Source organism: Streptosporangium sp. NPDC049376, from assembly GCF_044466505.1.
Classification (GTDB): domain Bacteria; phylum Actinomycetota; class Actinomycetes; order Streptosporangiales; family Streptosporangiaceae; genus Streptosporangium.
In genome coordinates, this window is the sequence record NZ_JBITMT010000002.1 from 883509 (window position 1) to 907528 (window position 24020).

The 24020-nt window shown below is 68.0% G+C and carries 37 protein-coding genes; 3 read left to right on the forward strand and 34 right to left on the reverse strand.

The features are described from left to right. Position 1: 1 nt before the first annotated feature. Both rpsI and rplM read right to left on the reverse strand, forming a co-directional pair. A complete protein-coding gene (gene rpsI, locus ACIBVQ_RS09415) occupies positions 2 to 523 on the reverse strand; it encodes a 30S ribosomal protein S9 (protein WP_352015582.1) in 522 nt (173 codons plus the stop codon). 70 nt (positions 524 to 593) lie between these two features. After that, positions 594 to 1037 carry a 50S ribosomal protein L13 gene (gene rplM, locus ACIBVQ_RS09420; RefSeq protein ID WP_352015583.1) on the reverse strand — a complete coding sequence of 148 codons (444 nt, stop codon included), beginning with the start codon at positions 1035 to 1037 and terminating at the stop codon, positions 594 to 596. 369 nt (positions 1038 to 1406) lie between these two features. Between rplM and ACIBVQ_RS09425 the strand changes: the two genes are divergently transcribed. Next, positions 1407 to 2189: a CAP domain-containing protein gene (locus ACIBVQ_RS09425; protein ID WP_399176642.1), complete on the forward strand. Its 783-nt coding sequence runs from the start codon at positions 1407 to 1409 to the stop codon at positions 2187 to 2189. A gap of 36 nt (positions 2190 to 2225) precedes the next feature. Continuing rightward, positions 2226 to 3272 (forward strand): hypothetical protein, encoded by a 1047-nt coding sequence (locus ACIBVQ_RS09430; protein ID WP_399176644.1) that lies wholly within the window; start codon positions 2226 to 2228, stop codon positions 3270 to 3272. 403 nt (positions 3273 to 3675) lie between these two features. On the opposite strand, the gene ACIBVQ_RS09435 is transcribed toward ACIBVQ_RS09430, so the two are convergent. After that, entirely contained in the window at positions 3676 to 3996 is a 321-nt protein-coding gene (locus ACIBVQ_RS09435; protein WP_399176646.1) for a hypothetical protein, read from the reverse strand. A 541-nt stretch (positions 3997 to 4537) separates the two neighbouring features. Here ACIBVQ_RS09435 and ACIBVQ_RS09440 point away from each other — a divergent pair. Then, on the forward strand, positions 4538 to 6127 hold the full coding sequence (locus tag ACIBVQ_RS09440) for a hypothetical protein (RefSeq protein ID WP_399176647.1): 1590 nt from the start codon (positions 4538 to 4540) through the stop codon (positions 6125 to 6127). Here ACIBVQ_RS09440 and ACIBVQ_RS09445 read toward each other — a convergent pair. The 31 genes from ACIBVQ_RS09445 to rpsS form a co-directional block, all read right to left on the reverse strand. Beyond that, positions 6010 to 7011, reverse strand: a complete 1002-nt coding sequence (locus ACIBVQ_RS09445) for an aminoglycoside phosphotransferase family protein (RefSeq protein WP_399176649.1) — start codon at positions 7009 to 7011, stop codon at positions 6010 to 6012. The genes ACIBVQ_RS09440 and ACIBVQ_RS09445 overlap by 118 nt on opposite strands. A gap of 120 nt (positions 7012 to 7131) precedes the next feature. Further along, the gene (gene truA, locus ACIBVQ_RS09450) at positions 7132 to 8001 is read right to left on the reverse strand and encodes a tRNA pseudouridine(38-40) synthase TruA (protein WP_399176651.1); all 870 of its coding nucleotides are present in this window, start codon (positions 7999 to 8001) and stop codon (positions 7132 to 7134) included. Positions 8002 to 8106: 105 nt separating this feature from the next. Beyond that, positions 8107 to 8634, reverse strand: a complete 528-nt coding sequence (gene rplQ / locus ACIBVQ_RS09455; RefSeq protein WP_362916338.1) for a 50S ribosomal protein L17 — start codon at positions 8632 to 8634, stop codon at positions 8107 to 8109. 90 nt (positions 8635 to 8724) lie between these two features. Continuing rightward, entirely contained in the window at positions 8725 to 9741 is a 1017-nt protein-coding gene (locus ACIBVQ_RS09460) for a DNA-directed RNA polymerase subunit alpha (RefSeq protein ID WP_189246821.1), read from the reverse strand. Positions 9742 to 9839: 98 nt separating this feature from the next. Next, on the reverse strand, positions 9840 to 10466 hold the full coding sequence (gene rpsD, locus ACIBVQ_RS09465; RefSeq protein WP_352015591.1) for a 30S ribosomal protein S4: 627 nt from the start codon (positions 10464 to 10466) through the stop codon (positions 9840 to 9842). A gap of 20 nt (positions 10467 to 10486) precedes the next feature. Continuing rightward, positions 10487 to 10891, reverse strand: coding sequence for a 30S ribosomal protein S11 (gene rpsK / locus ACIBVQ_RS09470; RefSeq protein WP_020542285.1), 405 nt, complete (start codon positions 10889 to 10891; stop codon positions 10487 to 10489). Positions 10892 to 10936: 45 nt separating this feature from the next. Next, positions 10937 to 11317 (reverse strand): 30S ribosomal protein S13, encoded by a 381-nt coding sequence (gene rpsM / locus ACIBVQ_RS09475; protein ID WP_184712621.1) that lies wholly within the window; start codon positions 11315 to 11317, stop codon positions 10937 to 10939. Positions 11318 to 11526: 209 nt separating this feature from the next. Further along, positions 11527 to 11640 (reverse strand): 50S ribosomal protein L36, encoded by a 114-nt coding sequence (gene rpmJ, locus ACIBVQ_RS09480; RefSeq protein ID WP_003956441.1) that lies wholly within the window; start codon positions 11638 to 11640, stop codon positions 11527 to 11529. A gap of 24 nt (positions 11641 to 11664) precedes the next feature. Further along, positions 11665 to 11886, reverse strand: coding sequence for a translation initiation factor IF-1 (gene infA, locus ACIBVQ_RS09485; protein ID WP_012887858.1), 222 nt, complete (start codon positions 11884 to 11886; stop codon positions 11665 to 11667). Between the two features lie 187 nt (positions 11887 to 12073). Further along, a complete protein-coding gene (locus ACIBVQ_RS09490) occupies positions 12074 to 12661 on the reverse strand; it encodes a class F sortase (RefSeq protein ID WP_399176653.1) in 588 nt (195 codons plus the stop codon). Positions 12662 to 12803: 142 nt separating this feature from the next. Continuing rightward, the gene (locus ACIBVQ_RS09495) at positions 12804 to 13289 is read right to left on the reverse strand and encodes a hypothetical protein (protein WP_399176654.1); all 486 of its coding nucleotides are present in this window, start codon (positions 13287 to 13289) and stop codon (positions 12804 to 12806) included. Between the two features lie 175 nt (positions 13290 to 13464). Then, positions 13465 to 13881 carry a DUF1707 domain-containing protein gene (locus ACIBVQ_RS09500; protein ID WP_399176655.1) on the reverse strand — a complete coding sequence of 139 codons (417 nt, stop codon included), beginning with the start codon at positions 13879 to 13881 and terminating at the stop codon, positions 13465 to 13467. Positions 13882 to 13935: 54 nt separating this feature from the next. Beyond that, positions 13936 to 14754 carry a type I methionyl aminopeptidase gene (map, locus tag ACIBVQ_RS09505; protein ID WP_352015595.1) on the reverse strand — a complete coding sequence of 273 codons (819 nt, stop codon included), beginning with the start codon at positions 14752 to 14754 and terminating at the stop codon, positions 13936 to 13938. Between the two features lie 123 nt (positions 14755 to 14877). After that, positions 14878 to 15528: an adenylate kinase gene (locus ACIBVQ_RS09510; RefSeq protein ID WP_352015596.1), complete on the reverse strand. Its 651-nt coding sequence runs from the start codon at positions 15526 to 15528 to the stop codon at positions 14878 to 14880. Further along, a complete protein-coding gene (gene secY, locus ACIBVQ_RS09515; RefSeq protein WP_352015597.1) occupies positions 15528 to 16844 on the reverse strand; it encodes a preprotein translocase subunit SecY in 1317 nt (438 codons plus the stop codon). The genes ACIBVQ_RS09510 and secY overlap by 1 nt, the downstream gene beginning before the upstream one ends. 191 nt (positions 16845 to 17035) lie before the next feature. Beyond that, entirely contained in the window at positions 17036 to 17491 is a 456-nt protein-coding gene (rplO, locus tag ACIBVQ_RS09520) for a 50S ribosomal protein L15 (protein WP_352015598.1), read from the reverse strand. A gap of 2 nt (positions 17492 to 17493) precedes the next feature. Then, positions 17494 to 17676 carry a 50S ribosomal protein L30 gene (gene rpmD, locus ACIBVQ_RS09525; RefSeq protein ID WP_068896549.1) on the reverse strand — a complete coding sequence of 61 codons (183 nt, stop codon included), beginning with the start codon at positions 17674 to 17676 and terminating at the stop codon, positions 17494 to 17496. A 3-nt stretch (positions 17677 to 17679) separates the two neighbouring features. Further along, positions 17680 to 18312, reverse strand: a complete 633-nt coding sequence (rpsE, locus tag ACIBVQ_RS09530) for a 30S ribosomal protein S5 (RefSeq protein ID WP_352015599.1) — start codon at positions 18310 to 18312, stop codon at positions 17680 to 17682. 40 nt (positions 18313 to 18352) lie between these two features. Beyond that, positions 18353 to 18736: a 50S ribosomal protein L18 gene (gene rplR / locus ACIBVQ_RS09535; protein WP_352015600.1), complete on the reverse strand. Its 384-nt coding sequence runs from the start codon at positions 18734 to 18736 to the stop codon at positions 18353 to 18355. Positions 18737 to 18738: 2 nt separating this feature from the next. Beyond that, positions 18739 to 19281 (reverse strand): 50S ribosomal protein L6, encoded by a 543-nt coding sequence (gene rplF, locus ACIBVQ_RS09540; RefSeq protein WP_352015601.1) that lies wholly within the window; start codon positions 19279 to 19281, stop codon positions 18739 to 18741. 17 nt (positions 19282 to 19298) lie between these two features. Further along, positions 19299 to 19697, reverse strand: coding sequence for a 30S ribosomal protein S8 (rpsH, locus tag ACIBVQ_RS09545; protein ID WP_352015602.1), 399 nt, complete (start codon positions 19695 to 19697; stop codon positions 19299 to 19301). A 145-nt stretch (positions 19698 to 19842) separates the two neighbouring features. Further along, positions 19843 to 20028 (reverse strand): type Z 30S ribosomal protein S14, encoded by a 186-nt coding sequence (locus ACIBVQ_RS09550; protein WP_012887844.1) that lies wholly within the window; start codon positions 20026 to 20028, stop codon positions 19843 to 19845. Between the two features lie 2 nt (positions 20029 to 20030). Beyond that, entirely contained in the window at positions 20031 to 20612 is a 582-nt protein-coding gene (gene rplE, locus ACIBVQ_RS09555) for a 50S ribosomal protein L5 (RefSeq protein ID WP_352015603.1), read from the reverse strand. Beyond that, positions 20612 to 20908, reverse strand: coding sequence for a 50S ribosomal protein L24 (rplX, locus tag ACIBVQ_RS09560; protein ID WP_352015618.1), 297 nt, complete (start codon positions 20906 to 20908; stop codon positions 20612 to 20614). The genes rplE and rplX overlap by 1 nt, the downstream gene beginning before the upstream one ends. Positions 20909 to 20916: 8 nt before the next feature. Beyond that, positions 20917 to 21285, reverse strand: coding sequence for a 50S ribosomal protein L14 (gene rplN / locus ACIBVQ_RS09565; RefSeq protein WP_012887841.1), 369 nt, complete (start codon positions 21283 to 21285; stop codon positions 20917 to 20919). A 239-nt stretch (positions 21286 to 21524) separates the two neighbouring features. Then, positions 21525 to 21806, reverse strand: coding sequence for a 30S ribosomal protein S17 (rpsQ, locus tag ACIBVQ_RS09570; RefSeq protein WP_352015604.1), 282 nt, complete (start codon positions 21804 to 21806; stop codon positions 21525 to 21527). After that, a complete protein-coding gene (gene rpmC / locus ACIBVQ_RS09575) occupies positions 21799 to 22035 on the reverse strand; it encodes a 50S ribosomal protein L29 (protein ID WP_352015605.1) in 237 nt (78 codons plus the stop codon). The genes rpsQ and rpmC overlap by 8 nt, the downstream gene beginning before the upstream one ends. Continuing rightward, on the reverse strand, positions 22035 to 22454 hold the full coding sequence (gene rplP, locus ACIBVQ_RS09580) for a 50S ribosomal protein L16 (protein WP_184712606.1): 420 nt from the start codon (positions 22452 to 22454) through the stop codon (positions 22035 to 22037). Before rplP ends, rpmC begins: the two co-directional genes overlap by 1 nt. Before the next feature lie 2 nt (positions 22455 to 22456). Further along, a complete protein-coding gene (gene rpsC, locus ACIBVQ_RS09585; RefSeq protein WP_352015606.1) occupies positions 22457 to 23314 on the reverse strand; it encodes a 30S ribosomal protein S3 in 858 nt (285 codons plus the stop codon). Continuing rightward, on the reverse strand, positions 23314 to 23667 hold the full coding sequence (gene rplV / locus ACIBVQ_RS09590; protein ID WP_179819691.1) for a 50S ribosomal protein L22: 354 nt from the start codon (positions 23665 to 23667) through the stop codon (positions 23314 to 23316). The genes rpsC and rplV overlap by 1 nt, the downstream gene beginning before the upstream one ends. 67 nt (positions 23668 to 23734) lie before the next feature. Continuing rightward, positions 23735 to 24013, reverse strand: a complete 279-nt coding sequence (gene rpsS / locus ACIBVQ_RS09595) for a 30S ribosomal protein S19 (RefSeq protein ID WP_068896536.1) — start codon at positions 24011 to 24013, stop codon at positions 23735 to 23737. Between the last annotated feature and the right edge of the window lie 7 nt (positions 24014 to 24020).

The window sequence follows — 24020 nt, forward strand, 5'->3', positions numbered from 1 at the left end:
CTTAACGCTTGCTGTACTGCGGAGCCTTACGGGCCTTCTTGAGGCCGTACTTCTTGCGCTCGGTGGCGCGGGCGTCACGGGTCAGGAAGCCGGCCTTCTTCAGCGGGGCGCGGTTGACCTCGACGTCCAGGATGGCCAGCGCGCGGGCCAGGCCCATGCGCAGGGCACCGGCCTGGCCGGTGACGCCGCCGCCGTCGATGCGGGCGATGACGTCGAACTGGTCCTCGGCGCCGAGCGTCACGAAGGGCTCGTTGACGATCTGCTGGTGGACCTTGTTCGGGAAGTAGACGTCGAGCGGACGGCCGTTGATCGTCCACTTGCCGGTGCCCGGCACGATGCGGACACGGGCGACGGCCTCCTTGCGGCGGCCGGTGCCGTAGGAGTTGCCCGTGGTGATGGGCTTACGGACGGCGGCCTCGCCGCTGACAGTGGACTCGGAGGTGTACTCGGAGGGGAACTCCTCCGTGGAGTACGTTTCCTGCTCGCCCTCGATGGGCGTCTCGACACCGGTGGGCTCAGCCACGGTTCTCCTCTTACTTTCCTTCTTGGCGCAGGCCGTCCGGCCAACGCTGCTGGCGATAGTCAGCCGGTGGCTACTGGGCGATCTGGGTGAGCTCGAAGGGGGTCGGGCGCTGAGCCTGGTGCGGGTGCTCGGAACCCGAGTAGACCTTGAGCTTCTTGATCATCTTCCGGCCGAGGGCGTTCTTGGGGAGCATGCCCTTGACGGCCTTCTCGATGGCGCGGTCGGGACGCTTCTCCATGAGCTCGCCGTAGGTCATCGAACGCAGGCCACCGGGGTAGCCCGAGTGACGGTACGCCTTCTTCTGCTCAAGCTTGTTGCCGGTCAGCGCGACCTTGTCGGCGTTGATGACGATGACGAAGTCACCGGTGTCGACGTGGTTGGCGAAGATCGGCTTGTGCTTACCGCGGAGCAGGATCGCGACGTGGCTGGCCAGCCGGCCAAGCACGATGTCGGTGGCGTCGATGATGAACCACTGACGCTCGACTTCGGCAGGCTTGGGTGTGTACGTGCGCACGGTCGTATGCCTTCTTTGCTCGCGTCTTCGGCGCTGTCGGAGATGACAGCAACATGGTCGGTAGGTGCGGGCACACGACAGCCCGGACCTTCCGTCTCCCAAGACGCAGGAGATGACGCCGGACGCGCCGCGCATCGGTCCACCGAGGGGACCAATTCGCACACAACGAACTAGCAGGGTACCGGCGCGGACGAGCACGGGTCAAAACCAGGCCGCGTCCCACCGGTGTCCCCGAGCAGTCTACCCGTACGGCGTCACCCCGCCGGACCACCGCCACGATCGGTCTTCTCGTTCTTCATAGAACGGTTCCAACACGTTCTTGACATTCTCTTCTTCCTCAGCACAAACATCTCTATCTTTGGCAGCGGAATGTGGCAGCTCCCTCACCTTCGCGACACCCAGCGGACCGGTCTGCGCCGTATGGGGCTGTTCGCCTGCCTGATGACGGTGCTGCTCCTGGGGTATCTCATCGGGCGGGGAAGCCGTGACGAGGAAACCCCGAAGATCTATCTGAACAACGCGGGACCGGCACAACCGACGCAGACGGTCGCCGCCGAACAGGGATACTCCGCCGGCCGTCCCCTACTCGGGCGGGTCATCCGTCCCACCCCCTCTCCCGCGAGGCCGAACACGTCCCCGAGTCCCCGAGCCACCAACCTGCCCCGGGCCCCCCTCGACGACCTCGGCACCGACAACGGCCCTCGCTACATCATCGGCGGGGACAACCAGAACATCGGCGGCAGGGAGAACACCGTCACCTCCGCCGCCCCGCTGAGCTCCCTGGAGAGGGAGTTCGTCAGGCTCGTCAACGTCCAGCGCAGGCGGGCAGGATGCGCGCCGTTCCGGGTCGACAGGCGGCTCGTCCAGTCGGCCAGGGCCCACTCCGCCGAGATGGCCGCCAGCGACGTCTTCTCCCACGCCTCCCCCGACGGGCGTTCGCCCTGGCAGCGGATGGAGGACGCGGGCTACCGCAACGGAGGCGCGGAGAACATCGGCCGGGGCTTCGCCACGGCCGCCGACGCGGTACGGGGCTGGCTGGCCAGCACCAGCCACCGGGGCAACATCCTCAACTGCTCGCTCAAGGCGACCGGGGTGGGCGTGATGGGCGGTATCAGCGGCCCCTGGTGGACTCAGGACTTCGGCTACTCCTGAGTGAACCGGCCCGGGGAGCGGGCTAGTCTCTGCGGCATGGGTTTTCCCGGGGAACCGCCGCGCCGCCAGCCGTACGTCCAGCCTGATGGCCCTGAGGCTCAGGTCCCGCCCGCACGGGGAGAGCACTGGTTCGACCCCGCTCCGCAGGGCCCCGGCACGGGAGAGCGCCCCGCCGAGACGCCGCCGTACGGCACGGCCCCCGGACGCACCTCCGCCCCCGGCACCACGCCGGGCCCCCTTCCGGGGGCACGGCCTCCCGCACCGGCCCCCGACGCCTCCGGCCCCTCCGCCCCCGAGCCCCCGGCACGGGGCCAGAAGATGTCGCGGGGGCAGAAGATGTGGAGCCCGTACGACGAGGGTCCGCGCTCGCGGCGGCCGCTGTACGTCGTGCTGGGCGCGCTCGCCGTGCTCGTCGCGGGTGGCGTCGGCCTCACCATGCTCGTGAACTCCGACTCCACGCCCTCCCCCGGCACGGCCGCCCCCACGCGGAGCTCAAGCGCCCCGGTCGTCCCCCAGCCTCCCGGCGGCAAGTTCGGCTTCGCGGCCGCCCGCAAGACCGATCCGTACGCGCTCACGCTCAACGAACTGTTCCCTCGCAAGAAGGTCTCCTACGGCGGCCGCAGCTATCTGATGACGGTCCGCAGGGTGGACAAGAAGTGCAAGGACGCCGTGGTCGGCGACAAGCTCCAGAAGGCGCTGGCGGCGGGCAAGTGCACCCAGCTGCTGCGGGCCAGCTTCCGCGACGCCTCCGGGAAGATCATCGGAACCGTGGGCGTCGCCAACCTCAAGACGTCGGCCGCGGCTGCCAAGGTCGTCTCGGCGGGGGCGGGCAAGTCGCGCAAGGAGTACCTCAAGGCGCTGCCCGGTAAGGACAAGGTCACCAAATCTCTCGGCTCCGGCGAGGCGTTCGCCGGAGGGTGGCGGCACGGGCACTACGCCGTGATGGTCTGGTTCCAGTTCAAGGACGGCCACCTGCCCAAGAAGTCCGAGGTCAAGCGGCTCAACCAGGCGGCCTTCGGAACGGTGGACGCCACCGTGACCCCGGCCCTCGAATCCCGTTCGCTGACCGGAAAGCGCCCCTGACCAAAGGTTCATACGGCAACTTCCCCGGATAAAACTGGCGGGCGATCCGGCCAGGAACACCCATACCCACATGATGATCTCTGGCTGTCGCTACTCTTCCACCTATGCGTGGCCAGGAATCCGGGTCCGAGCACAAGCGCGAAGCCGACGGTTCGGCCGCACCGGCGACGCCCCCGCCGAGTTTCGGTCAGCCTTCGCCGCATGTGCCGCGGACAGACCTCACAGGTGACGACCAGCTCCGCGAGTCTCCGGCATGGCCGGAGTCCTCGCCGGGAGCCGCCCAGCCGTGGGTGGTGCCCGGCGACGGCGGCACACCCTACGACTGGTTCTCCGATCCCGAGGACGACCTTCCCACCCCGTGGCCCGGTGCCCGGCAGGAAGGACGGCACCCGGGCGGGACCGCTCAGCTGTACGGCCCCGGCGTCTCCCCTCCCGGGGGGACCGGGGAGCCTCCGGCCCGGCCGTGGCCGGACGGCTCCCCCGCGGTGCCCGCCGTCATCTCCTGGACCGAGAACCCCGGGCAGGGAGACCCGAACGGTGCCTCCGGCCTGCCGCCGCAGCCGTCGGCGGCCCCCGGGGAACCCGCTCCACCGTGGAACGACTCCCCCGAAGAGCCGCCGACCCGGCCATGGAGCGGCCCCGCCGCCTCCCGTGAGCCGTCCGGCCCGGCCGCTCCGCCGTCGTGGGGTGCCCCGCCTTCCTGGACCCCCCCGGCTCCCGGCACGCGTCCAGGACCGCCGCCCTCTCAGGCCGGACCTCAGGAACCATCAGGACCGCAGGACCGGCCTGGCCTCCAGGGGCCGCGTCCCGAACAGATCGGACCCCAAGGGCAGCCTCCCGCCCCGAACGCACCGCAAGGACAGCACTCCGCTCAGATCGCCCCCCAGGGACAGATCCCTGTCCCGAACACACCACAGGGGCCGACCCCCACCCCGTACGTGCCGCAGGGACGAACCGACCTCCAAGGCCCGGCTCCCATCCCGTACGCGTCGCAGGGGCAGCCCCCCGTCCAGGCCGGTCCCGCGCCGTGGTCCCCCGCAGGTCAGCCGGGGCCCGCGCCGGCCCAGCCTCCAGGACCGCCCTGGAACACACCGCCCGCCCAGCAGGGGCCCACGTGGCAGGCACCGCCCGTCCCCGGTGGCCCTCCGGCCCAGCCGTGGGCCCCGCCCGGACCGCTGCCTGAACCACGTCCTGAACCACCGTCTGGGGCCTCTCCCGTCCCCGCCGCGCCACCCGCGCCGCCGGGGCCGCAGCCATGGGGTCCCGTGACCGGAGAACCACAGGGCCAGACACCGTGGGCTCCCCCGGCCGAACCGGCGGGATCACCGCTCTCCTGGGGCACGCCACCGCAGAGCGGCCCCGTCAACGCCCCTTCCCAGCCTTGGCAGGACGCTCCGCGCGACACGCCCCCGCAGTCCTGGCAGAACACCCCGTTCAACATGTCCCCGCAGGGCACCCCGCCCGGCGCGCCTCCGCAGCCCCAGCAGGAGGACCGCCCGCCGACGGCGGCGCCGGTCGAGCCCGACGCGCCGTCCTGGCAGCCTCCTCCGGCCTTCACGGCCGCCGCCGCGGGGATGCAGGTGTGGCCCTCCCCCGGACAGGACCCCAACGACGCCTCGCGGTGGCCCGCGGCCTCCGGAGAGCCTGTCTGGACCGAGGGCGCCGAGAACGAGACGCCACAGGACGCAATCGCCGACGACGAGAGCACCGTCAGGGTCCGCAAGAGCGACCAGGCCCCGCTCCCCGTCCGTCGTGGGCGCGCGCAGGACAACCCCGGCTCCCCGGCGCCCCGGCCGGACGCCGCCCCCCAACCTCCCGTTCAGGGGCGGGAACAGGAGGCCCCCGGCCTCGAAGGCCCGCCCCCGGTGGAGAAGGACCAGACTCCCGTTCCCCTGGGGGCCGACGCGCCCGGTGTGATCGACAGGACGTCGGCCCCGCCTCCCGAGCAGGGCGACCATCCGACCCCGCCCAGGGGCATACCGGTGGTCACGGCGCCGCTCGCCGCCCCGACGGGCAATCCCCCTCCTGGCAGGCCGCCGGCCCCGCGCCCGTCGGCCGAGGTCGAGCGTGGGCCGTTCACCCCACCGTCCGCGGTCGTCCAGGAGATTCCGCCGCTCCCCACCGTTCCGCCGCGCAAGCGCGTCAACACCGTCCTGCTCGCGGCCGTGGTCGCCGTCGTGGTCGGCGGTACCGGCACCGGGGCCTTCTTCGCCTACCAGTCGTTCAACGCCAGGCGGTCGGCCAGCGCGGAGACCCCGGCCCCCACCGCCCCGCCCGTCGAACCCACCGACGACCCGAACGCCCCTCCCGAGCCTGACCCGATCAAGACCGAGATCCTCAACTCCGAGAAGACAGACCCGGGCAAGATGACCGTGGCCGACGCCTTCACCAAGAAGGTGACCCTGGCCGGTGCCACATTCGTCCGGGTCAAGACTGAGGTGACCGACAAGTGTGACGAGGCCGCGGCGGGCAGGTTCGCCAACACGTTGGCCACCCAGGACTGCCGCCAGGTGCTTCGGGCCACGTACGTCGACAGCAAACGCAAGTACGCCGTGACCACGGGAATCGCGGTACTGCCCACCCTGCAGTCGGCCGTCGAGGTCGACCGGACGAAGAACCTGGGCAGCAACCTGTGGTTCCGTGGCCTGCCGGGAGGCTCGGGCAGCGGAGCCGAGCGCATCGGCATCGCGGGCGGCTACGCCGCCGGCTTGGTCTGGGGGCGCTACATCGTCTTCAGCTACGCCACCTTCAGCGACGGCCACACCCCGACGGCCAAGGAGAAGCACCTGGGCAAGGTCAGCGGCGCCTTCCGCGACGAGACCGCCAAGGTCATCGAACGCCGTATAACCAGCTGACCGGCACCGGTCACACGGCAGACCTCCCCTGAAGAGCGGGCCACCCCTGGGGACAGCGCCCGCCGTACGACCAGGCAGCACGCGCGGGACGGTCGCGGGTGGCAGGTGCCGCCCCGCGCCGCGGTCGTCGGTCGTGCTATTCGAGCAGGTGGCGGTTGGCTCGGCTCCATGCCAGCCGTCTGCCCGCCTCGTCGAGGAAGCCGTCGGCGACCCAGTGGGCTTGGGGTTGGTGGCCGGCGTACCTGCTCGATGACGTCTCGTTGAACGTCGATGACCGCATCGATCAGACCCGTGGTCGAGGTCAGGCAGTAGGCCGTGGCGAAAAGCTCCAGGCGGTGACGCCGGTCGGGGGCCGTGGGGTAACGCAGCCAGCGCAGGCATTCGGCGTCGTCGCGGAACGGCGCGACATATTCCAGCGCGTAGGCGATGTCGTGCAGTCGCGGCCTGGGCCGGGCGTAGTCCCAGTCCAGGATTCCCACGGGGTGTTCGCCCCGCCAGACGATGTTCCACGGCCCGAAGTCTCCATGGCAGATCACCTCGTCATCGCGCGGTTCCGCCTCGCCGCCGGACCATCTGAGTCCCTGAGGCGGGCGAAAGCCGACGACCGCGTCGTGATAGTCGCGTAGCAGGCGGGCGAAGGCCGTCAGCCCTGGATCCTCGACCACCTTGGCCCAGCTCCGCGGACCGGATTCGCCGTCCAGGTAGGTGAGGATCTCACGGCCCTCCTGGTCGGTTCCCAGCACCCGCGGTGAGTGGGGGAACCCCACCTCCTCCAGGTACCGGAGCAGCGCGTGGACGGCCGGTGTCCACGGGTGCGTGGGCCTGCGAACCGTGTCGCCGAGGCGTAGATGCACGCAACCCTGCAAGATCTCCTCATCCAGCACGTGTGCAGAGGTTACCCTCGCCGTCCGCTCCCGCCTGGGCCGCTCCCGACCGGTGGGGGCGTGGGGACAGGAATACAGCTGTCGGCCAGATCGCGCCCGCCGTACGGCCGGGCGACCGGATCACGCCTCGGAGGCTCCGAGCGTGCGCACCCGCCGGGTCAGCGCCGCCCGGCGCGCCAGCGCCTCCCCCTCCGGGTAACGCACCTCCTCAAGGCACAGACCGTGCGCGGGCGCGACATGCACCGCCGAGTCCCGTACGGCACGCGTCAGCACCTGCCCCGGCCAGTCGACCGGCAGGCGCCCCTCCCCGACCGGCAGCAGCGACCCGACCAGCGCCCTGACCATCGAGTGGCAGAAGGCGTCCGCGACGACCGTCGCCACCAGCAGGTCCCCCTCCCTGGCCCAGTCGAGCCGCTGGAGCTCGCGGATCGTGGTCGCGCCCTCGCGCTTCTTGCAGAAGGCCGCGAAGTCGTGCTCGCCCAGCAGCGCCGACGCGGCGGCGTTGAGCCGGTCCAGGTCGAGAGGGCGGGGATACCAGACGACCTCGTGACGGCGCAGCGGGTCGCCCCCGCCGGGGGCGTCGCAGACCCGGTAGGCGTAGCGTCGCGACATCGCGGAGAAGCGGGCGTCGAAGCCCTCGGGGGCCACGGTGACCCGGTGGACCCTGACGTCGGCGGGCAGGATCCCGGCCAGCCGCCTGATCAGGGCGGGCAGCCGGTCGGCGACCGGATCCTCAAGGGGAACCGCCTGGTGCCTGCTGTCCAGTGCGCCGAACACCTCGGGCTCCAGATCGACGTGGGCCACCTGTCCTCTGGCGTGCACTCCGGCGTCGGTCCGTCCCGCCACGGTCAGCGACGGGGGCTCCGGCAACCGGAAGACCTTGCCGAGCGCTTCCTCGATCTCCCCCTGGACCGTCCTGCGCCCCGGCTGCCGAGCCCAGCCTGAGAAGCCGGTGCCGTCGTAGGCGAGGTCAAGGCGCAGCCGTACCACGATGTCGTCCCTCCTGAGAGAACCCCGGGAGGACCCGGGAAAAGAAGAACGGGCCCGGCACCTCCGGTGTGGAGGAAGCCGGACCCGTCCGGAGAGCCTGGAAGATCAGGCGTTGTCCTTCTTGCCCTCGGTCTCCTCGGCGGGAGCCTCGGCCGCGGGGGCCTCCTCCGCCTGAGCCTCGGCGGCCTCGACCGCGGGGGTCTCCTCGGCCTTCGGCTCCTCCGTGGCGGCGGGAGCGGCGGCCGGGGCCTGGCGGGTGGTGGTGACCGTGTTCAGCGGCTCGGACACCAGCTCGATGACGGCCATGGGGGCGGCGTCGCCCTTACGGAGGCCGACCTTCGTGATGCGGGTGTAGCCACCGGGACGCTCGGCGAACGTCGGCGCGATCTCGGTGAACAGGTGGTGCACGACGCTCTTGTCACGCACGACCGTCAGCACCTGGCGACGGTTGTGCATGTCGCCCTTCTTGGCCTTGGTGATCAGCTTCTCCGCCAGCGGGCGCAGACGCTTGGCCTTCGCCTCGGTGGTCTTGATCCGGCCGTGCTGGAACAGCTGGGTGGCGAGGTTCGCCAGGATCAGCCGCTCGTGAGCCGGGCTGCCGCCGAGACGGGCACCCTTGGTGGGCCTGGGCATTTCGTTCTCCTTGAGAGTTAACCCGCCGCGGCCGTACGAGGTACCGCGGTCAGGCCGGGGGCCGGTCGGCCGGCCCCCGTCAGATGAAAATCAGTACTGCTCGGTCTCGACGTAGGCGCTGTCGTCATCGTCGTAGCCGCCACCGGCCACCGCGCTCGGGTCGAATCCGGGCGGGGAGTCCTTCAGCGCGAGCGACATCTCGTGCAGCTTCTGCTTGACCTCTTCGATGGACTTGGCACCGAAGTTGCGGATGTCCAGGAGGTCCTGCTCGCTGCGGGCCACGAGCTCACCCACGGTGTGGATGCCCTCGCGCTTGAGGCAGTTGTAGGAGCGGACGGTGAGGTTCAGCTCCTCGATCGGCAGCGCCAGGTCGGCGGCCAGGGCCGCGTCCGTCGGCGACGGGCCGATGTCGATGCCCTCGGCCTCGACGTTGAGCTCCCTGGCCAGGCCGAACAGCTCGACGAGGGTCTTGCCCGCGGAGGCCACCGCGTCGCGGGGCTTCATGCAGGGCTTGGTCTCGACGTCCAGGATCAGCCGGTCGAAGTCCGTGCGCTGCTCGACACGGGTCGCCTCGACCTTGTAGGTGACCTTGAGGACCGGCGAGTAGATGGAGTCGATCGGGATGCGACCGATCTCCTGGCCGGGCTGCTTGTTCTGCGCGGCGGAGACGTAGCCACGGCCACGCTCGACCGTCAGCTCCATCTCCAGCTTCGCCTTGCCGTTCAGCGTGGCGATGCGCAGCTCGGGGTTGTGCACCTCGACACCGGCCGGGGGCGCGATGTCGGCGGCGGTGACGTCACCGGGGCCCTGCTTGCGCAGGTACATGACCACGGGCTCGTCGTGCTCGGAGGAGACGACCAGCTCCTTGAGGTTCAGGATGATGTCGGTGACATCCTCCTTGACCCCGGGAACCGTGGAGAACTCGTGCAGCACGCCCTCGATGCGGATGCTGGTCACGGCCGCGCCCGGGATGGACGACAGCAGCGTGCGCCGCAGCGAGTTGCCGATGGTGTAACCGAAGCCCGGCTCCAGCGGCTCGATGACGAACTTGGAGCGGGTCTCCTCAAGGGATTCCTCGAGGAGAGTGGGACGCTGAGCGATCAGCATGTGGAAACTCCCCCTACATGGCGACGCCCGCTATTTGACGTCGCTCGGATAAACAGCATAGGTGCCGTACGGCGAACCGTACGGCACCCTCGAAGCCACTACTTGGAGTAGAGCTCGACGATCAGCTGCTCCTGGACCTGCGTGTCGATCTGCTGACGGACCGGGAGCTGGTGGACCAGCACGCGCAGAGCCTCGGGAGCGACACCCAGCCAGGCCGGGTAGGTCTTGTCACCGGCGGTGGCGCGGGCCACCTCGTAGGGCAGAAGGTTGCGGGCCTTCTCGCGCACCTCGACGATGTCGTGCTCACGCACGCGGTACGACGGGATGTCGACCTTCTTGCCGTTCACCAGGATGTGGCCGTGGCGCACCTGCTGGCGGGCGGCGTCGCGGGACTCGGCGAAGCCGGCGCGGTAGACCACGTTGTCGAGACGGCTCTCCAGGATCTGGAGGAGGTTCTCGCCGGTCTTGCCGGACTTGCGGTTGGCTTCCTCGTAGTAGTTGTGGAACTGCTTCTCGAGGACGCCGTAGATGCGGCGGGTCTTCTGCTTCTCACGAAGCTGGAGCTGGTACTCAGACTCCTTCGGACGGCCGCGGCCGTGCTCACCCGGCGGGTAAGGACGGATCTCGATGGGGCACTTCGCGGACTCGCACTTCTTGCCCTTGAGGAAGAGCTTGGTCTTCTCCCTGCGGCAGAGCTTGCAGTCCGCACCCGTGTAACGAGCCATTTTCTATCTTCTCCTGGGCGTCAGACGCGACGGCGCTTGGGCGGACGGCAGCCGTTGTGCGGCACCGGGGTGACATCCTGAATGGAGCCAACCTCAAGGCCGGTCGCCTGCAGCGAACGAATCGCGGTCTCACGGCCGGAGCCGGGACCCTTGACGAAGACGTCGACCTTGCGCATGCCGTGCTCCATGGCGCGGCGGGCGGCGTTCTCGGCGGCCATCTGCGCGGCGAACGGGGTGGACTTACGGGAGCCCTTGAACCCGACGTGGCCGGCGCTGGCCCAGGAGATCACGTTCCCGTTCGGGTCGGTGATCGAGACGATCGTGTTGTTGAACGTGCTCTTGATGTGGGCGTGCCCGTGAGCGACGTTCTTCTTTTCCTTGCGGCGCACCTTCTTCGGGGCACCCTGGCGGCTCTTAGGAGGCATTGCTTGCCTTCACTCCTGAGGTGTTCGGTCCTGCGGCTACGCGGACTACTTCTTACCGGGCTTCTTCTTGCCGGCCACGGTCTTCTTCTTGCCCTTACGGGTGCGCGCGTTGGTCTGCGTGCGCTGACCGTGCACCGGGAGGCCACGGCGGTGCCGGATGCCCTGGTAGCACTGAATCTCGATCTTGCGACGGATGTCGGCCTGGACCTCACGGCGGAGGTCACCTTCGATCTTGAAGTTGGCCTCGATGTAGTCGCGCAGCGGCACCAGTTCCTCGTCGGTGAGCTGGTGGACCCGCAGGTCACCGTTGATGCCGGTGGCCTTGAGGGTCTCAAGCGCGCGGGTGCGGCCGATTCCGTAAATGTAGGTGAGAGCGATCTCCAGCCGCTTGTCGCGGGGGAGGTCGACGCCAACCAGGCGAGCCATGGTCGGGCATTCTCCTTCGTTGTGGCGGAGGTCCTACGCCCCGCTTCCCCTCCCCATGCCCGGGGTGAGGGCCCCGGCCTCCGACCGGGGGTCTCCCGCGTGGTACGACCCGAAGGTCGCCTGCGCGAGTGTGGGGCGCGATTACTTTGTGGCCCGACATGGGTCGAGTCCGCCACTGATGAGCGGACTCCGTGTGGGCCTTTTCTGGACTAGCCCTGACGCTGCTTGTGGCGCAGGTTGTCGCAGATCACCATGACGCGACCGTGCCGGCGAATCACCTTGCACTTGTCACAGATCTTCTTGACGCTCGGCTTGACCTTCATAGTCCTTATTCGTCCCTCAGACGCTTACTTGTATCGGTAGACGATCCGCCCACGACTGAGGTCGTAGGGGCTCAGTTCGACGACAACCCTGTCGTCAGGAAGGATTCGGATGTAGTGCATCCGCATCCGCCCGCTGATGTGGGCCAGGACCTTATGGCCGTTGTCGAGCTGCACCCTGAACATCGCGTTCGGGAGCGACTCAACCACAGTGCCCTCGATCTCGATGGCGCCGTCCTTCTTGGCCATGTCCCTCGCGTTTCACTGATCGGTCGTCTGAGGCTCTTGGAACACTACGCAGCCGCGACCCAGCGCTTCGATGAGAGCGACGGTTGCGACACCGTCGATGCGCAATGAGTCATAGTGAACCGAAGAAGGAGTGTACGGCACCGGGCGATGAAATGCGAAACAGACGGCCGGTACCTTGACACAACCGCTACTCAGAATACCGCAGATCCGAAGCGCGGTACCCCGCCCGGTACCGGGCGTGGACGATCACGTTGTCGGCGTAGGAGCGGCTCACCTGGTCAAAGCTGCCCCCGCAGGTGACCAGTCTCAGCCGCCGCCCGTCCGTCGGGCCGTACACCCGCTCGGCCGGGAAGTGGTCCTTCGGAGCCTGTTCGACGCGCTCGACCGCGAAGACCGCGACGGTGCCGTCGGCACGGACCACCCCGACCGCGTCCCCGGGGTCCAGCTCGCCGAGCCTGGCGAAGACCGCCGGTCCCGTCCTGGTGTCGAGGTGGCCGACGATGACCGCGGAGCCGGACTCCCCCGGGGCCGGGCCGCCGCCGTACCAGCCGGCCGCGTCGGCGTGGTCGAGCGGCGGTACGGCGAGCCTGCCGTCCCCTTCCACGCCGAGCACCACGAGCGGGGCGTCCACCCCGATGCGCGGGATCACCACGCGTGTCGGCTCCGCGCGGCCCAGCGGGCGTGTGATCGGCGCGGGCCAGCCCGGCCCGCCCACTGCCCGTTCCCCCGGCGGCGACCCGGCCTGGGCCGCCACAGAGCGCGCGGGACCCCTCACAGCCCCGCCTCCCGGTACGGCGCCGCAGCCCGCCGCGAGAGCCAGCGCCCACAACAGAACGAAACGGTGGATGAATCCGTGCCCGGCCGGGGCGCGGCCCCGCCGATGCCGCGCGCTGACGGTTCCGGACGGGCACGGAGGTCTAGTGGCCGCCCTGTCCACGGTGCCCGCGCGTCAGCGCCAGGGCCGATCCGAGGACCGTGACGACCATGGCCAGGGCTCCGAAGAGCCAGGCGGTGCGGGTGGCGCCGCCGGGGGCGTGCATCGCCAGGCCGCCACCCCCGGTGTCCGGAGCGAGGACCGGGCGAGGCTCGTCGACGACGAAGGTGCCGTCGTAGGGTCCGCCCCTGACGCAGCGGACGGTGACGGCGTAGGTGCCGGGTGCGGCGTGGGGGTTGATACGGGCGGTCCCGCGCATCGTCTCGGCCCTGCCCCTCAGTCGCGCCGAGGTCGAGGCGAAGGCGGCCGAGTAGGCGGTCGCCGGAGCGACGCAGCCCCCCGCGGCGATGGCCACCGACTGTCCGGGCGTGACCGTCGAAGGCGTGACCCGCACATCGGCCGGTACGGCGGCGCCTCCCGCGAACACGATCACCGTTCCGGCGCCCAGGAGGACCTTCACCGCCGCCACAGGGTCTCGTCTGAGGCCCATCATCCACCCCCACCTCACGACGGTGCCCCGGCAACGATCACCTACCCCTTCTCACCAGCCTCAACTGCCTCCGGCGGTAAAGAACTGACACAACGCGAAAAGCCCTCTCATGACCGGATCATGAGAGGGCTTTTCGCGTATGGGACCTCTGGCGTCACCGGTTCGGGTGGCCGCCCCGCCCGCCGAGGACCGTGGCGACCAGCAGCATGACGCCCCACGGACCCATGACCCACAGCGGCCACGGGTAGGGGAAGTCGAGGCCGTTCGTGACACCGATGATGAGCCAGATCACCCAGTTGACACCGCTGGCCACGGCCCAGGAGCCCCACATCGCCGCCATGCCCCTGCGCTGGGCCTCACGCGAGGGGTTCGCCGGGACCGGGGCGGCGGTCATCCGCCTCAGGTCGACGTCGGGAAGATCGGAGGTGAGCCTGGCCAGCTCTCCGTAGGTCCTGCTGGAGTAGAGCCGTTCGAGCCGCTCGTCGAACTCCTCGCCGGTGAGCCTGCCCTGGGCGTAGTGCTCACGCAGCACTCCCGCGACCTTGTCGCGGTCACCGTCAGAGGCTCGCATCTCCGGGCCAGGCATCATGGTCGACCACATCCGCTCATCAGCGGGCGGTACGTGTTATCCCGCATCGCCCAACAGTTCGGCAAGCCGCTCTTTTCCGCCATCAAGAGCGGTCAGTACCCAAGGTCCATTATGTGTCACGGCAACGCTGTGCTCGAAGTGCGCCGAGGCCTTCCCGTCGACGGTGACGACGGTCCAGTCGTCGGCCAGCACCCTGGTCCTGTCGGTGCCGAGATTGACCATCGGTTCGACCGCGAAGCACATGCCCGGCTCGAAACGCAGACCCTTGCCCGGCTTGCCATGGTTGGCCACCCAGGGGTCCATGTGCATCTCGGTGCCGATACCGTGCCCGCCGTACTCCTGGGGGATGCCATAACGACCCTGGGAACGGACGTATTTCTCGACCTGGTGGCCGATGTCGGACAGATGGCGGCCGACGGTGAGCGCGGCGATGCCCCGCCACATGGCCTCCTCCGTGACCCGCATCAACTCGGTCAGTTTGGGGTCGACCTCTCCGACCGGGACGGTGATCGCCGAGTCTCCGTGCCAGCCGTCCAGGATGGCGCCGCAGTCGATGGAGATGACGTCGCCCTCGCGAAGCGGACGCCGGTCGCTCGGGATACCGTGGACCACCTCGTGGTTCACGGAGGCGCAGATCGTCGCGGGAAAACCCTGGTAGCCCTTGAAGGAGGGGATGGCACCCTCGTCCCGGATCGCCTTCTCCGCGATGCCGTCGAGGTCCAGCGGCGTCACGCCCGGCCGGACGTTCTCGCGGAGCAGTTGCAGCGTGCGGCCGACCACGAGGCCCGCTGCCCGCATCTTCTCCAGCTGCTCGGGCGACTTGATCTGAATTCCATGCTTGTTCTTCTTGAACACGTGTGCACCCCCTGGGGTGATTCAACGGGCAGTCGGGGAGCCCAATTCCCCCGATTGTGCCCTAAACGACAGCACGCCACCCATGGGGTTGCCATGGATGGCGTGCCGGGGAGACAAGTGTCCCTAGTCGGTGTACGGGCTCAGCGCCTCCATCGCGCGCTGGGTGACCTCTTCCACCGGACCGGTGGCGTCGACTCCGACCAGGATGCGCTCCTGGGCGTAGAAGGAGACCAGAGGAGCGGTCTGCTCCTGGTAGACCTCCAGGCGGTGCCTGATGGTCTCCTCTTTGTCGTCGTCGCGCTGGTAGAGACGTCCGCCGCAGGCGTCGCAGACGTCGTCCTTCTTGTCGTCGAAGTCGACGTGCCAGATGCGGCCGCACTGGCTGCAGGTCCGGCGGCCCGCGAGCCTGCGCACGACCTCCTCGTCGTCGACCACGAGCTCAAGGACGATGTCCAGTGCGACGCCGAACTCCTCAAGCATCTTCTTCAGGATCTCGGCCTGGGGCACGTTCCTGGGGAAGCCGTCGAGCAGGAAACCGTCCTGCGCGTCGCTCTCCGAGAGGCGGTCGCGGACCATCGCGATGGTGACCTCGTCGGGCACGAGGTCACCACGGTCCATGTACTCCTTGGCAAGCTTGCCGAGTTCCGTGCCGCCCGAGACGTTGGCGCGGAAGATGTCACCTGTCGAGATCTTCGGGATGGACAGGTTCGATGCGATGAACTGGGCCTGTGTCCCCTTACCCGCTCCGGGGGGCCCGACCAGGACGAGACGCACTACTTCAGGAAGCCTTCGTAGTTGCGCTGCTGCAGCTGGCTCTCAATCTGCTTCACGGTGTCCAGGCCGACACCAACCATGATCAGAATGCTCGTCCCTCCGAACGGGAAGTTCTGGGTCGCGCCGACGAGGGCGAGTGCGACGATCGGCACCATGGAGATCAGCCCCAGATAGAGCGAGCCAGGAGCGGTGAGTCGCGTGAGCACATAGTTGAGGTACTCAGCCGTCGGGCGGCCCGGACGGATGCCCGGGATGAACCCACCGTACTTCTTCATGTTGTCGGCGACTTCAACGGGGTTGAAGGTAATGGACACGTAGAAGTAGGTGAAGAAGACGATCAACAGGAAGAACGTGATCATGTAGGCGGGGGTGTCGCCCGTGACCAGGTTCTGCTGGATCCACTGCACGACCGCGTTCGGCTCTTCCTGAGCGTTGCTGAACAGGGTCGTGACCAGCTGCGGAAGGTAGAGCAGAGAGGAGGCGAAGATCACCGGGATGATGCCGGCCTGGTTCACCTTCAGCGGGATGTAGGTGGAGGTGCCGCCGTACATCCTGCGGCCGACCATGCGCTTGGCGTACTGCACCGGGACCCGGCGCTGAGCCTGCTCGACCATGACGACCAGGGCGATCATCGCGATGCCTGTGATGATTACCACACTGAAGACGAACATGCCGCGGGTGCGGGCGATGGTCATCAGCTCGACCGGGAAGACCGCGATCACCTGGGTGAAGATCAGGATGGACATGCCGTTGCCGACGCCGCGGTCGGTGACCAGCTCGCCCAGCCACATGATGACCGCGGTGCCCGCGGTCATGATGATCACCATGGTGACGATCGAGAAGATGTTGTTCTTGTCGAGCAGGATCTCCTCACGGCACTGCGGGAACAGCTGGCCGGTGCGCGCGAGGGCGATGAAGGCGGTCGACTGGAGAATAGCCAGACCGACCGTGAGGTACCGCGTATACTGGGTGATCTTGGTCTGGCCCGCCTGGCCCTCCTTCTTGAGGGCTTCGAGGCGCGGGATCACCACGACCAAGAGCTGCAGAATGATGCTCGCGGTGATGTACGGCATGATGCCGAGCGCGAACACCGACAGCTTCAGCAGGGCGCCACCGCTGAAGAGCTGTACCATTCCGTAGATGTTGCCCGCATCCCCAGCCTGAGCCTGGCTGAGACAGCGGCTGATGTTCTCCGTATTCACACCCGGGGTCGGAAGCACCGAACCCAGCCGGAACAGCGCGATGATGCCCAAGGTGAAGAGCAACTTATTGCGCAGGTCCGGCGTACGGAACGCTCGGGTAAACGCGGTCAGCACGGGCCCTCCTGCGCGCCTGAAAGGCGATGTCGGTCAGCGATGGTGCGGGGGTGGTCCATCTTTGCTATCTCGTGTCAACGAGCTCACGGAAACGAGTTGAGTCTCGCTGTCCAGCGAACTCTAACGCACTACGGGCGCGGGGGCCCATAATGAGCCCCCGCGCCTCGTTTTCATGCGTGAAATTCCATGTCCTACAGCTCGGAGACAGAGCCCCCGGCCGCGGCGATCTTCTCCTTGGCACTGGCGGAGAAGGCGTGCACCTGCACGTTCAGCGCCACGGAGATGTCACCGGTGCCCAGGACCTTCACGAGCTGGTTCTTGCGAACCGCGCCCTTGGCGACCAGGGCCTCGACGGTGACCTCGCCACCTTCGGGGAACAACTCGCCGAGCCTGTCCAGGTTGACGACCTGGTAGGTCGTCTTGAACAGGGCGTTGGAGAAGCCCTTCAGCTTGGGCAGGCGACGCTGCAGCGGAACCTGGCCACCCTCGAAACCGAGGGGAACCCCGGTCCTCGCGTGCGTGCCCTTGGTGCCACGACCGGCGGTCTTGCCCTTGGAGCCCTCACCACGACCCTTGCGGACCTTGGCCTTGTTGGCGCCAGGAGCCGGACGCAGGTGGTGGATACGGAGCGGAGTGTTCTCTGCCATGTCTAGTCGACCTCTTCCACGGTGACCAGGTGCGTCACCACGGAGACCATGCCGCGGATCTCCGGGCGGTCCTCCTTGACGACGACGTCGCCGATTCGCTTGAGACCGAGCGAACGCAGCGAATCACGCTGATTCTGCTTGCCGCCGATCTTCGAGCGGACCTGAGTGATCTTCAGACGTGCCATCGGTTAGCTCACCGCCTTGGCCGCCGCGGCCTCAGCGAGACCCTCGGCGCGAGCCTTGAGCATCGCCTTGGGAGCGACGTCCTCCAGGGGCAGGCCACGGCGGGCCGCGATCTCCTCGGGGCGGCTGAGGCCCTTCAGAGCGGCCACGGTGGCGTGCACGATGTTGATCGGGTTGTCCGAGCCGAGCGACTTGGACAGCACGTCGTGGATGCCCGCGCACTCCAGTACGGCGCGCACCGGACCACCGGCGATGACACCGGTACCGGGCGAGGCCGGGCGCAGGAAGACCACGCCGGCGGCCTCCTCACCCTGCACGATGTGCGGGATGGTGCCCTGGATGCGCGGCACCCGGAAGAAGTGCTTCTTGGCCTCTTCGACGCCCTTGGCGATGGCCGCGGGGACTTCCTTGGCCTTGCCGTAGCCGACGCCGACCATGCCGTTGCCGTCACCGACGATGACGAGGGCGGTGAAGCTGAAGCGACGACCACCCTTCACGACCTTGGCCACTCGGTTGATCTTCACTACGCGCTCGATGTACGAGACGCCCTTGTCAGCGCTGCCACCGCGGCGATCGTCACGACGACCGTCACGCCGCTCGCCACCGGCGGCGCCACCGCGACGCGGAGCTCCAGCCATCAGTGGTTCCTCTTCTCGTTGCTCTTGTCAGTACGGGCCATCAGAACTCCAGCCCGGCTTCGCGGGCGCTGTCCGCGAGAGCCGCCAGGCGGCCCGCGTAACGGTTTCCACCACGGTCGAAGACGACCGCGGTGATCCCGGCAGCCTTGGCCCGCTGAGCGAGAAGCTCGCCGACCTGCTTCGCCTTCTCGGTCTTGTCACCGGTCACCGTGCGCAGGGTGGCGTCCATGGTGGAGGCGCTCACCAGCGTGTGGCCCTGTGAGTCGTCGACGATCTGCACGAACAGGTGCCGCGTCGAGCGGTTGACGACCAGGCGCGGACGCGCGGCCGTACCGACCACCTTCTTGCGGACTCGGCCGTGACGGCGGGCCCGCGAGACGGCGCGGGCGGCCGTGTGCTTGCCGAACGCAGTCTTGCCAGCCATGCCTACTTACCAGCCTTTCCGACCTTGCGGCGGACAACCTCGCCCTGGTAGCGCACACCCTTGCCCTTGTACGGGTCGGGCTTGCGCAGCTTACGGATGTTCGCGGCGACCTCGCCGACCTTCTGCTTGTCGATGCCGTCCACGTGGAACAGGGTCGGCTTCTCGACGCGGAAGGTGACACCCTCGGGGGCGTCCACGATCACCGGGTGGCTGAAGCCGAGGGCGAACTCAAGCTGAGTCGGGCCCTTGGCCTGCACGCGGTAACCGACACCCACGATTTCCAGGGTCTTGGAGTAACCCTGGGTCACACCGGTCACCATGTTGGCGATCAGCGTGCGGGACAGGCCGTGCAGCGCACGGACCTTGTTCTCGTCGTTGGGGCGGCTGACGGTGACAGCACCGTCGTCTCCCTTGGCGACGTCGATCGGCTCAGCGACCTTGTGTGAGAGCGTGCCCTTGGGGCCCTTGACCGTGACTTCCCGGCCGTCGATGGCGACGTCCACGCCGTTCGGTACAGGGATGGGCAGCCGTCCGATTCGCGACATGCTGTGATTTCTCCCTTCTACCAAACGAAGGCGAGGACTTCCCCGCCCACTCCACGCTTGCCGGCCTGCTTGTCGGTCATGAGGCCACCGGACGTCGAGATGATCGCGACGCCCAGTCCTCCCAGGACCCGGGGCAGGTTGTCCTTCTTCGCGTAGACCCGCAGGCCGGGCTTGGAAACCCGGCGCAGGCCCGTCAGCGAACGCTCACGGCTCGGCCCGAACTTGAGCTCCACCACGAGGTTCTTTCCGACCTTGGCGTCCTCGACGCTCCAGGACTGGATGTAACCCTCCTGCTGGAGGATCTCGGCGATGTGCGCCTTGATCTTCGAGTACGGCATGGCCACGGTGTCGTGGTACGCCGAGTTCGCGTTTCGCAGACGCGTGAGCATGTCTGCGATCGGGTCGGTCATCGTCATGGCCGGTGGCCTTCCTCACCGCGGTTTCCCCAGGGGACCTTCGGTGCGGTCATGGGCGCTTGAGACAGCGCCCGGTGAATATCGACTTACTTGTACGGCTGGCACCGCGGGGGCCCGGTGAGAGACCCACCGGGCCGCGCGGAGACTACCAGCTCGACTTGGTGATGCCGGGCAGCTCGCCCCGGTGCGCCATCTCGCGGAAGCAGATGCGGCACAGGCCGAACTTCCTGTAGACGGCGCGGGGACGACCACAGCGCGAGCACCGAGTGTACGCCCGGACCTCGAACTTGGCCTTGCGAGCAGCCTTGACCTTCAGCGACGTCTTCGCCATGATCAGGCCTCCTTGAAGGGGAAACCGAGAAGCTTCAGCAGCGCCCGGCCCTGGTCGTCGGTCTTAGCGGTGGTCACGACCGTGATGTCCATACCACGCTGACGGTCGACCTTGTCCTGGTCGATCTCGTGGAACATGACCTGCTCGGTCAGACCGAAGGTGTAGTTGCCGTTGCCGTCGAACTGCTTCGGCGACAGACCGCGGAAGTCACGGATGCGGGGCAGCGCCAGCGACAGCAGACGGTCGAGGAACTCCCACATGCGGTCGCCGCGCAGCGTCACGTGGGCGCCGATCGGCATGCCCTCGCGCAGCTTGAACTGGGCGATGGACTTGCGGGCCCGCACGACGGCCGGCTTCTGGCCGGTGATGGAGGTCAGGTCACGAACGGCGCCGTCGATGAGCTTCGAGTCACGCGCGGCCTCGCCGACACCCATGTTCACCTTGATCTTGGTGATCGTGGGGATCAGCATGACGTTCTCGTACCCGAACTGCTCCTGCAGCTTCGCGATGATCTCCTCGCGGTAACGCTGCTTGAGGCGCGGGAGGGGCCTCGTCGCGACGGCCTCGGTGGTGTTGGCGGTCATCAGTTGTCCTCACCCGACTCGTCGGAGTCCGCCTTCGCCGACTCCTTCTTGGCGGGCTTCTCGTCACCCTTGAGCTTCTTGACGTTGCTCACGTGGATGGGAGCCTCCATGGTCTGCACGCCGCCGCTCTTGGCGCCACGCGGGCCCTGGTGGGTCTCCTTGGAGTGCTTCTTGATCATGTTGACGCCCTCGACGACCACGCGGTCCTCGCGCGGGTAGGCGGCGATCACACGACCCTTGGCGCCCTTGTCCTTGCCGGCGATGACGAGGACCAGGTCGCCCTTCTTGACATGCAGATTCGGCATTACAACACCTCCGGGGCGAGCGAGATGATGCGCATGAACTTCTTGTCGCGCAGCTCGCGTCCGACGGGGCCGAAGATACGCGTCCCACGAGGGTCGCCGCTGTCCTTGATGATCACGGCGGCGTTCTCGTCGAAGCGGATGTAGGAGCCGTCGGGCCGGCGGCGCTCCTTGACAGTACGGACGATGACCGCCTTGACGACGTCGCCCTTCTTCACGGTGCCGCCAGGAATGGCGTCCTTGACCGTGGCGACGATGATGTCGCCGATTCCCGCGTAGCGCCGACCCGAGCCACCGAGCACACGAATGCAAAGGACTTCCTTCGCACCCGTGTTGTCGGCGACCTTGAGTCGCGACTCCTGCTGAATCACCTATAACTCCTGTTTGTCTCGCCGGTTCTCACCCGTGTGCCGGGCAAGCCTTGCGGAACTGCTGTGGTCTTTTTCCCCCGGCGACAGCCGTACGGCCGGCCACCCGCCGGGCACTTCCCGTGCCCGGATGAGCGTCCGTGTCCGCACCACCGCCGCCGCAGGCGGAACGAGGATCGTCCCCGTTCCCTTGGACACCGTCATGGGGGGTGATCAGGTCACCCCCCACGAGGCGCGTCTTGTTACTTGGCGCGTTCGAGGATCTCGACGACCCGCCAGCGCTTGCTGGCGGACAGCGGCCGGGTCTCCATCAGGAGAACGCGGTCGCCGACGCCGCACGAGTTGGCCTCGTCGTGCGCCTTGTACTTGGTCGTCCTACGGATGACCTTGCCGTACAGGGGGTGCTTGACGCGGTCCTCGACAGCGACGACGACAGTCTTGTCCATCTTGTCACTGACCACCAGACCCTCGCGGGTCTTGCGGTAGTTACGCGCCTCGTTCGTGTTCTCAGTTGTCTCAGCCATCGACCGACTCCTTCTCGACCGTCACGATGCCAAGCTCCCGCTCGCGCATCACGGTGTAGATACGGGCGATCTCGCGGCGGACGGCGCGCAGCCGCCCGTGGCTCTCCAACTGGCCGGTCGCGGCCTGGAAGCGGAGGTTGAACAGCTCCTCCTTGGCTTCCTTCAGCTTCTGAACCAGGGTGTCCTGGTCCTCCGCTCGCAGCTCACCGGCGGTCAGGCCCTTAGCCATCACGCCTCACCCACTTCACGCTTGACGAACCGGCACTTCATCGGGAGCTTGTGCATCGCGCGACGCATGGCCTCGCGGGCCACGGGCTCGGCGACACCCGACAGCTCGAACATGACGCGACCGGGCTTGACGTTGGCGATCCACCACTCCGGCGAACCCTTACCGGAACCCATGCGGGTCTCAGCGGGCTTCTTGGTGAGGGGACGGTCCGGGAAGATGTTGATCCAGACCTTTCCGCCACGCTTGATGTGACGGGTCATGGCGATACGAGCCGACTCGATCTGGCGGTTGGTCACGTAGGAGTGCTCAATCGCCTGGATGCCGTACTCGCCGAACACGACCCTGGTGCCACCCTTGGCGGCGCCGTGACGGTCGGGCCGGTGCTGCTTGCGGTGCTTGACCCTGCGCGGGATCAGCATGGTCAGCTCCCTTCAGCACCCGGCTGCGCAGCCGGGCCGGTCTCGGGGGTGGCCTGGGAGGCCGCCTCGTTCCTGGGGCCACGGTCACCGCGGCCGGCGCCACCACGACGCGGACGGTCGCCACCGGCGCCGCCACGACGCGGACGGTCCCCACCGGGACCACCACGACGGTCGTCACGGTCGCGACGCTGCCCCGCACGGGCACCGGCGGCGGCCGCCTCGCGCTCGGCGCGGCTGGTCGGAGCCTCACCCTTGTAGATCCACACCTTCACGCCGATGCGGCCGAAGGTGGTGCGGGCCTCGTAGAGGCCGTAGTCGATGTCGGCGCGGAGCGTGTGCAGGGGCACGCGGCCCTCACGGTAGAACTCCGAACGCGACATCTCAGCGCCGCCGAGACGACCGGAGCACTGCACCCGGATGCCCTTGGCGCCGCTCTTCATGGCCGACTGCATCGCCTTGCGCATGGCGCGGCGGAAGGAGACACGGCTGGACAGCTGCTCGGCGACGCCCTGGGCGACGAGCTGAGCGTCGATCTCGGGGTTCTTGACCTCAAGGATGTTCAGCTGGACCTGCTTCTTGGTCAGCTTCTCAAGGTCACCGCGAATCCGGTCCGCCTCGGCGCCGCGGCGGCCGATGACGATGCCCGGACGGGCGGTGTGAATGTCGACCTGAACCCGGTCGGTGGTCCGCTCGATCTCCACCTTGGAGATGCCGGCCCGCTCCATGCCCTTCTTGAGCATGCGGCGGATCGCCACGTCCTCGGCGACGTACGACTTGTAGAGCTTGTCGGCATACCACCGGCTCTTGAAGTCGGTCGTGATGCCGAGGCGGAACCCGTGCGGGTTGACCTTCTGACCCACTAGCGGGTCCTCCCCTTCGGCTCGCGGGACTCCACGATCACGGTGATGTGGCTCGTCCGCTTGTTGATCCGATAGGCACGACCCTGAGCGCGGGGACGGAACCGCTTCAGCGTCGGGCCCTCGTCGACCCACGCACGGCTCACGAAGAGCGTGTCGCGGTCGAGCTTGAAGTTGTGCTCCGCGTTCGCAATGGCGCTGGACAGCACCTTGTACACGGTCTCGCTCGCCGCCTGGGGAGCGAACTGCAGCACGGCCTGCGCCTCCGAAGCGGGCAGCCCGCGAATGAGGTCCACCACACGGCGGGCCTTCATGGGCGTGTGGCGCGCGAACCGCACCTGAGCCCTGGCTTCCATCGCTTACTCCTCTTAACCTTCTGCTTCGTGTGGGACGGCCGGCATGACCTGCCGTCCTGTGAGGCGCTTACCGCCGGCTGCGGCGGTCTTCCTTGACGTGGCTGCGGAAGGTCCGCGTGGGCGCGAACTCACCGAGCTTGTGGCCGATCATCGCCTCGGTCACGAAGACCGGGACGTGCTTGCGGCCGTCGTGAACGGCGATCGTGTGCCCGATCATGTCGGGAACGATCATGGAGCGCCGCGACCACGTCTTGATGACGTTCTTGGTGCCCTTCTCGTTCTGGGCATCCACCTTCTTCTGAAGGTGGTCGTCCACGAAGGGACCCTTCTTAAGGCTACGTGGCATTTTGGCT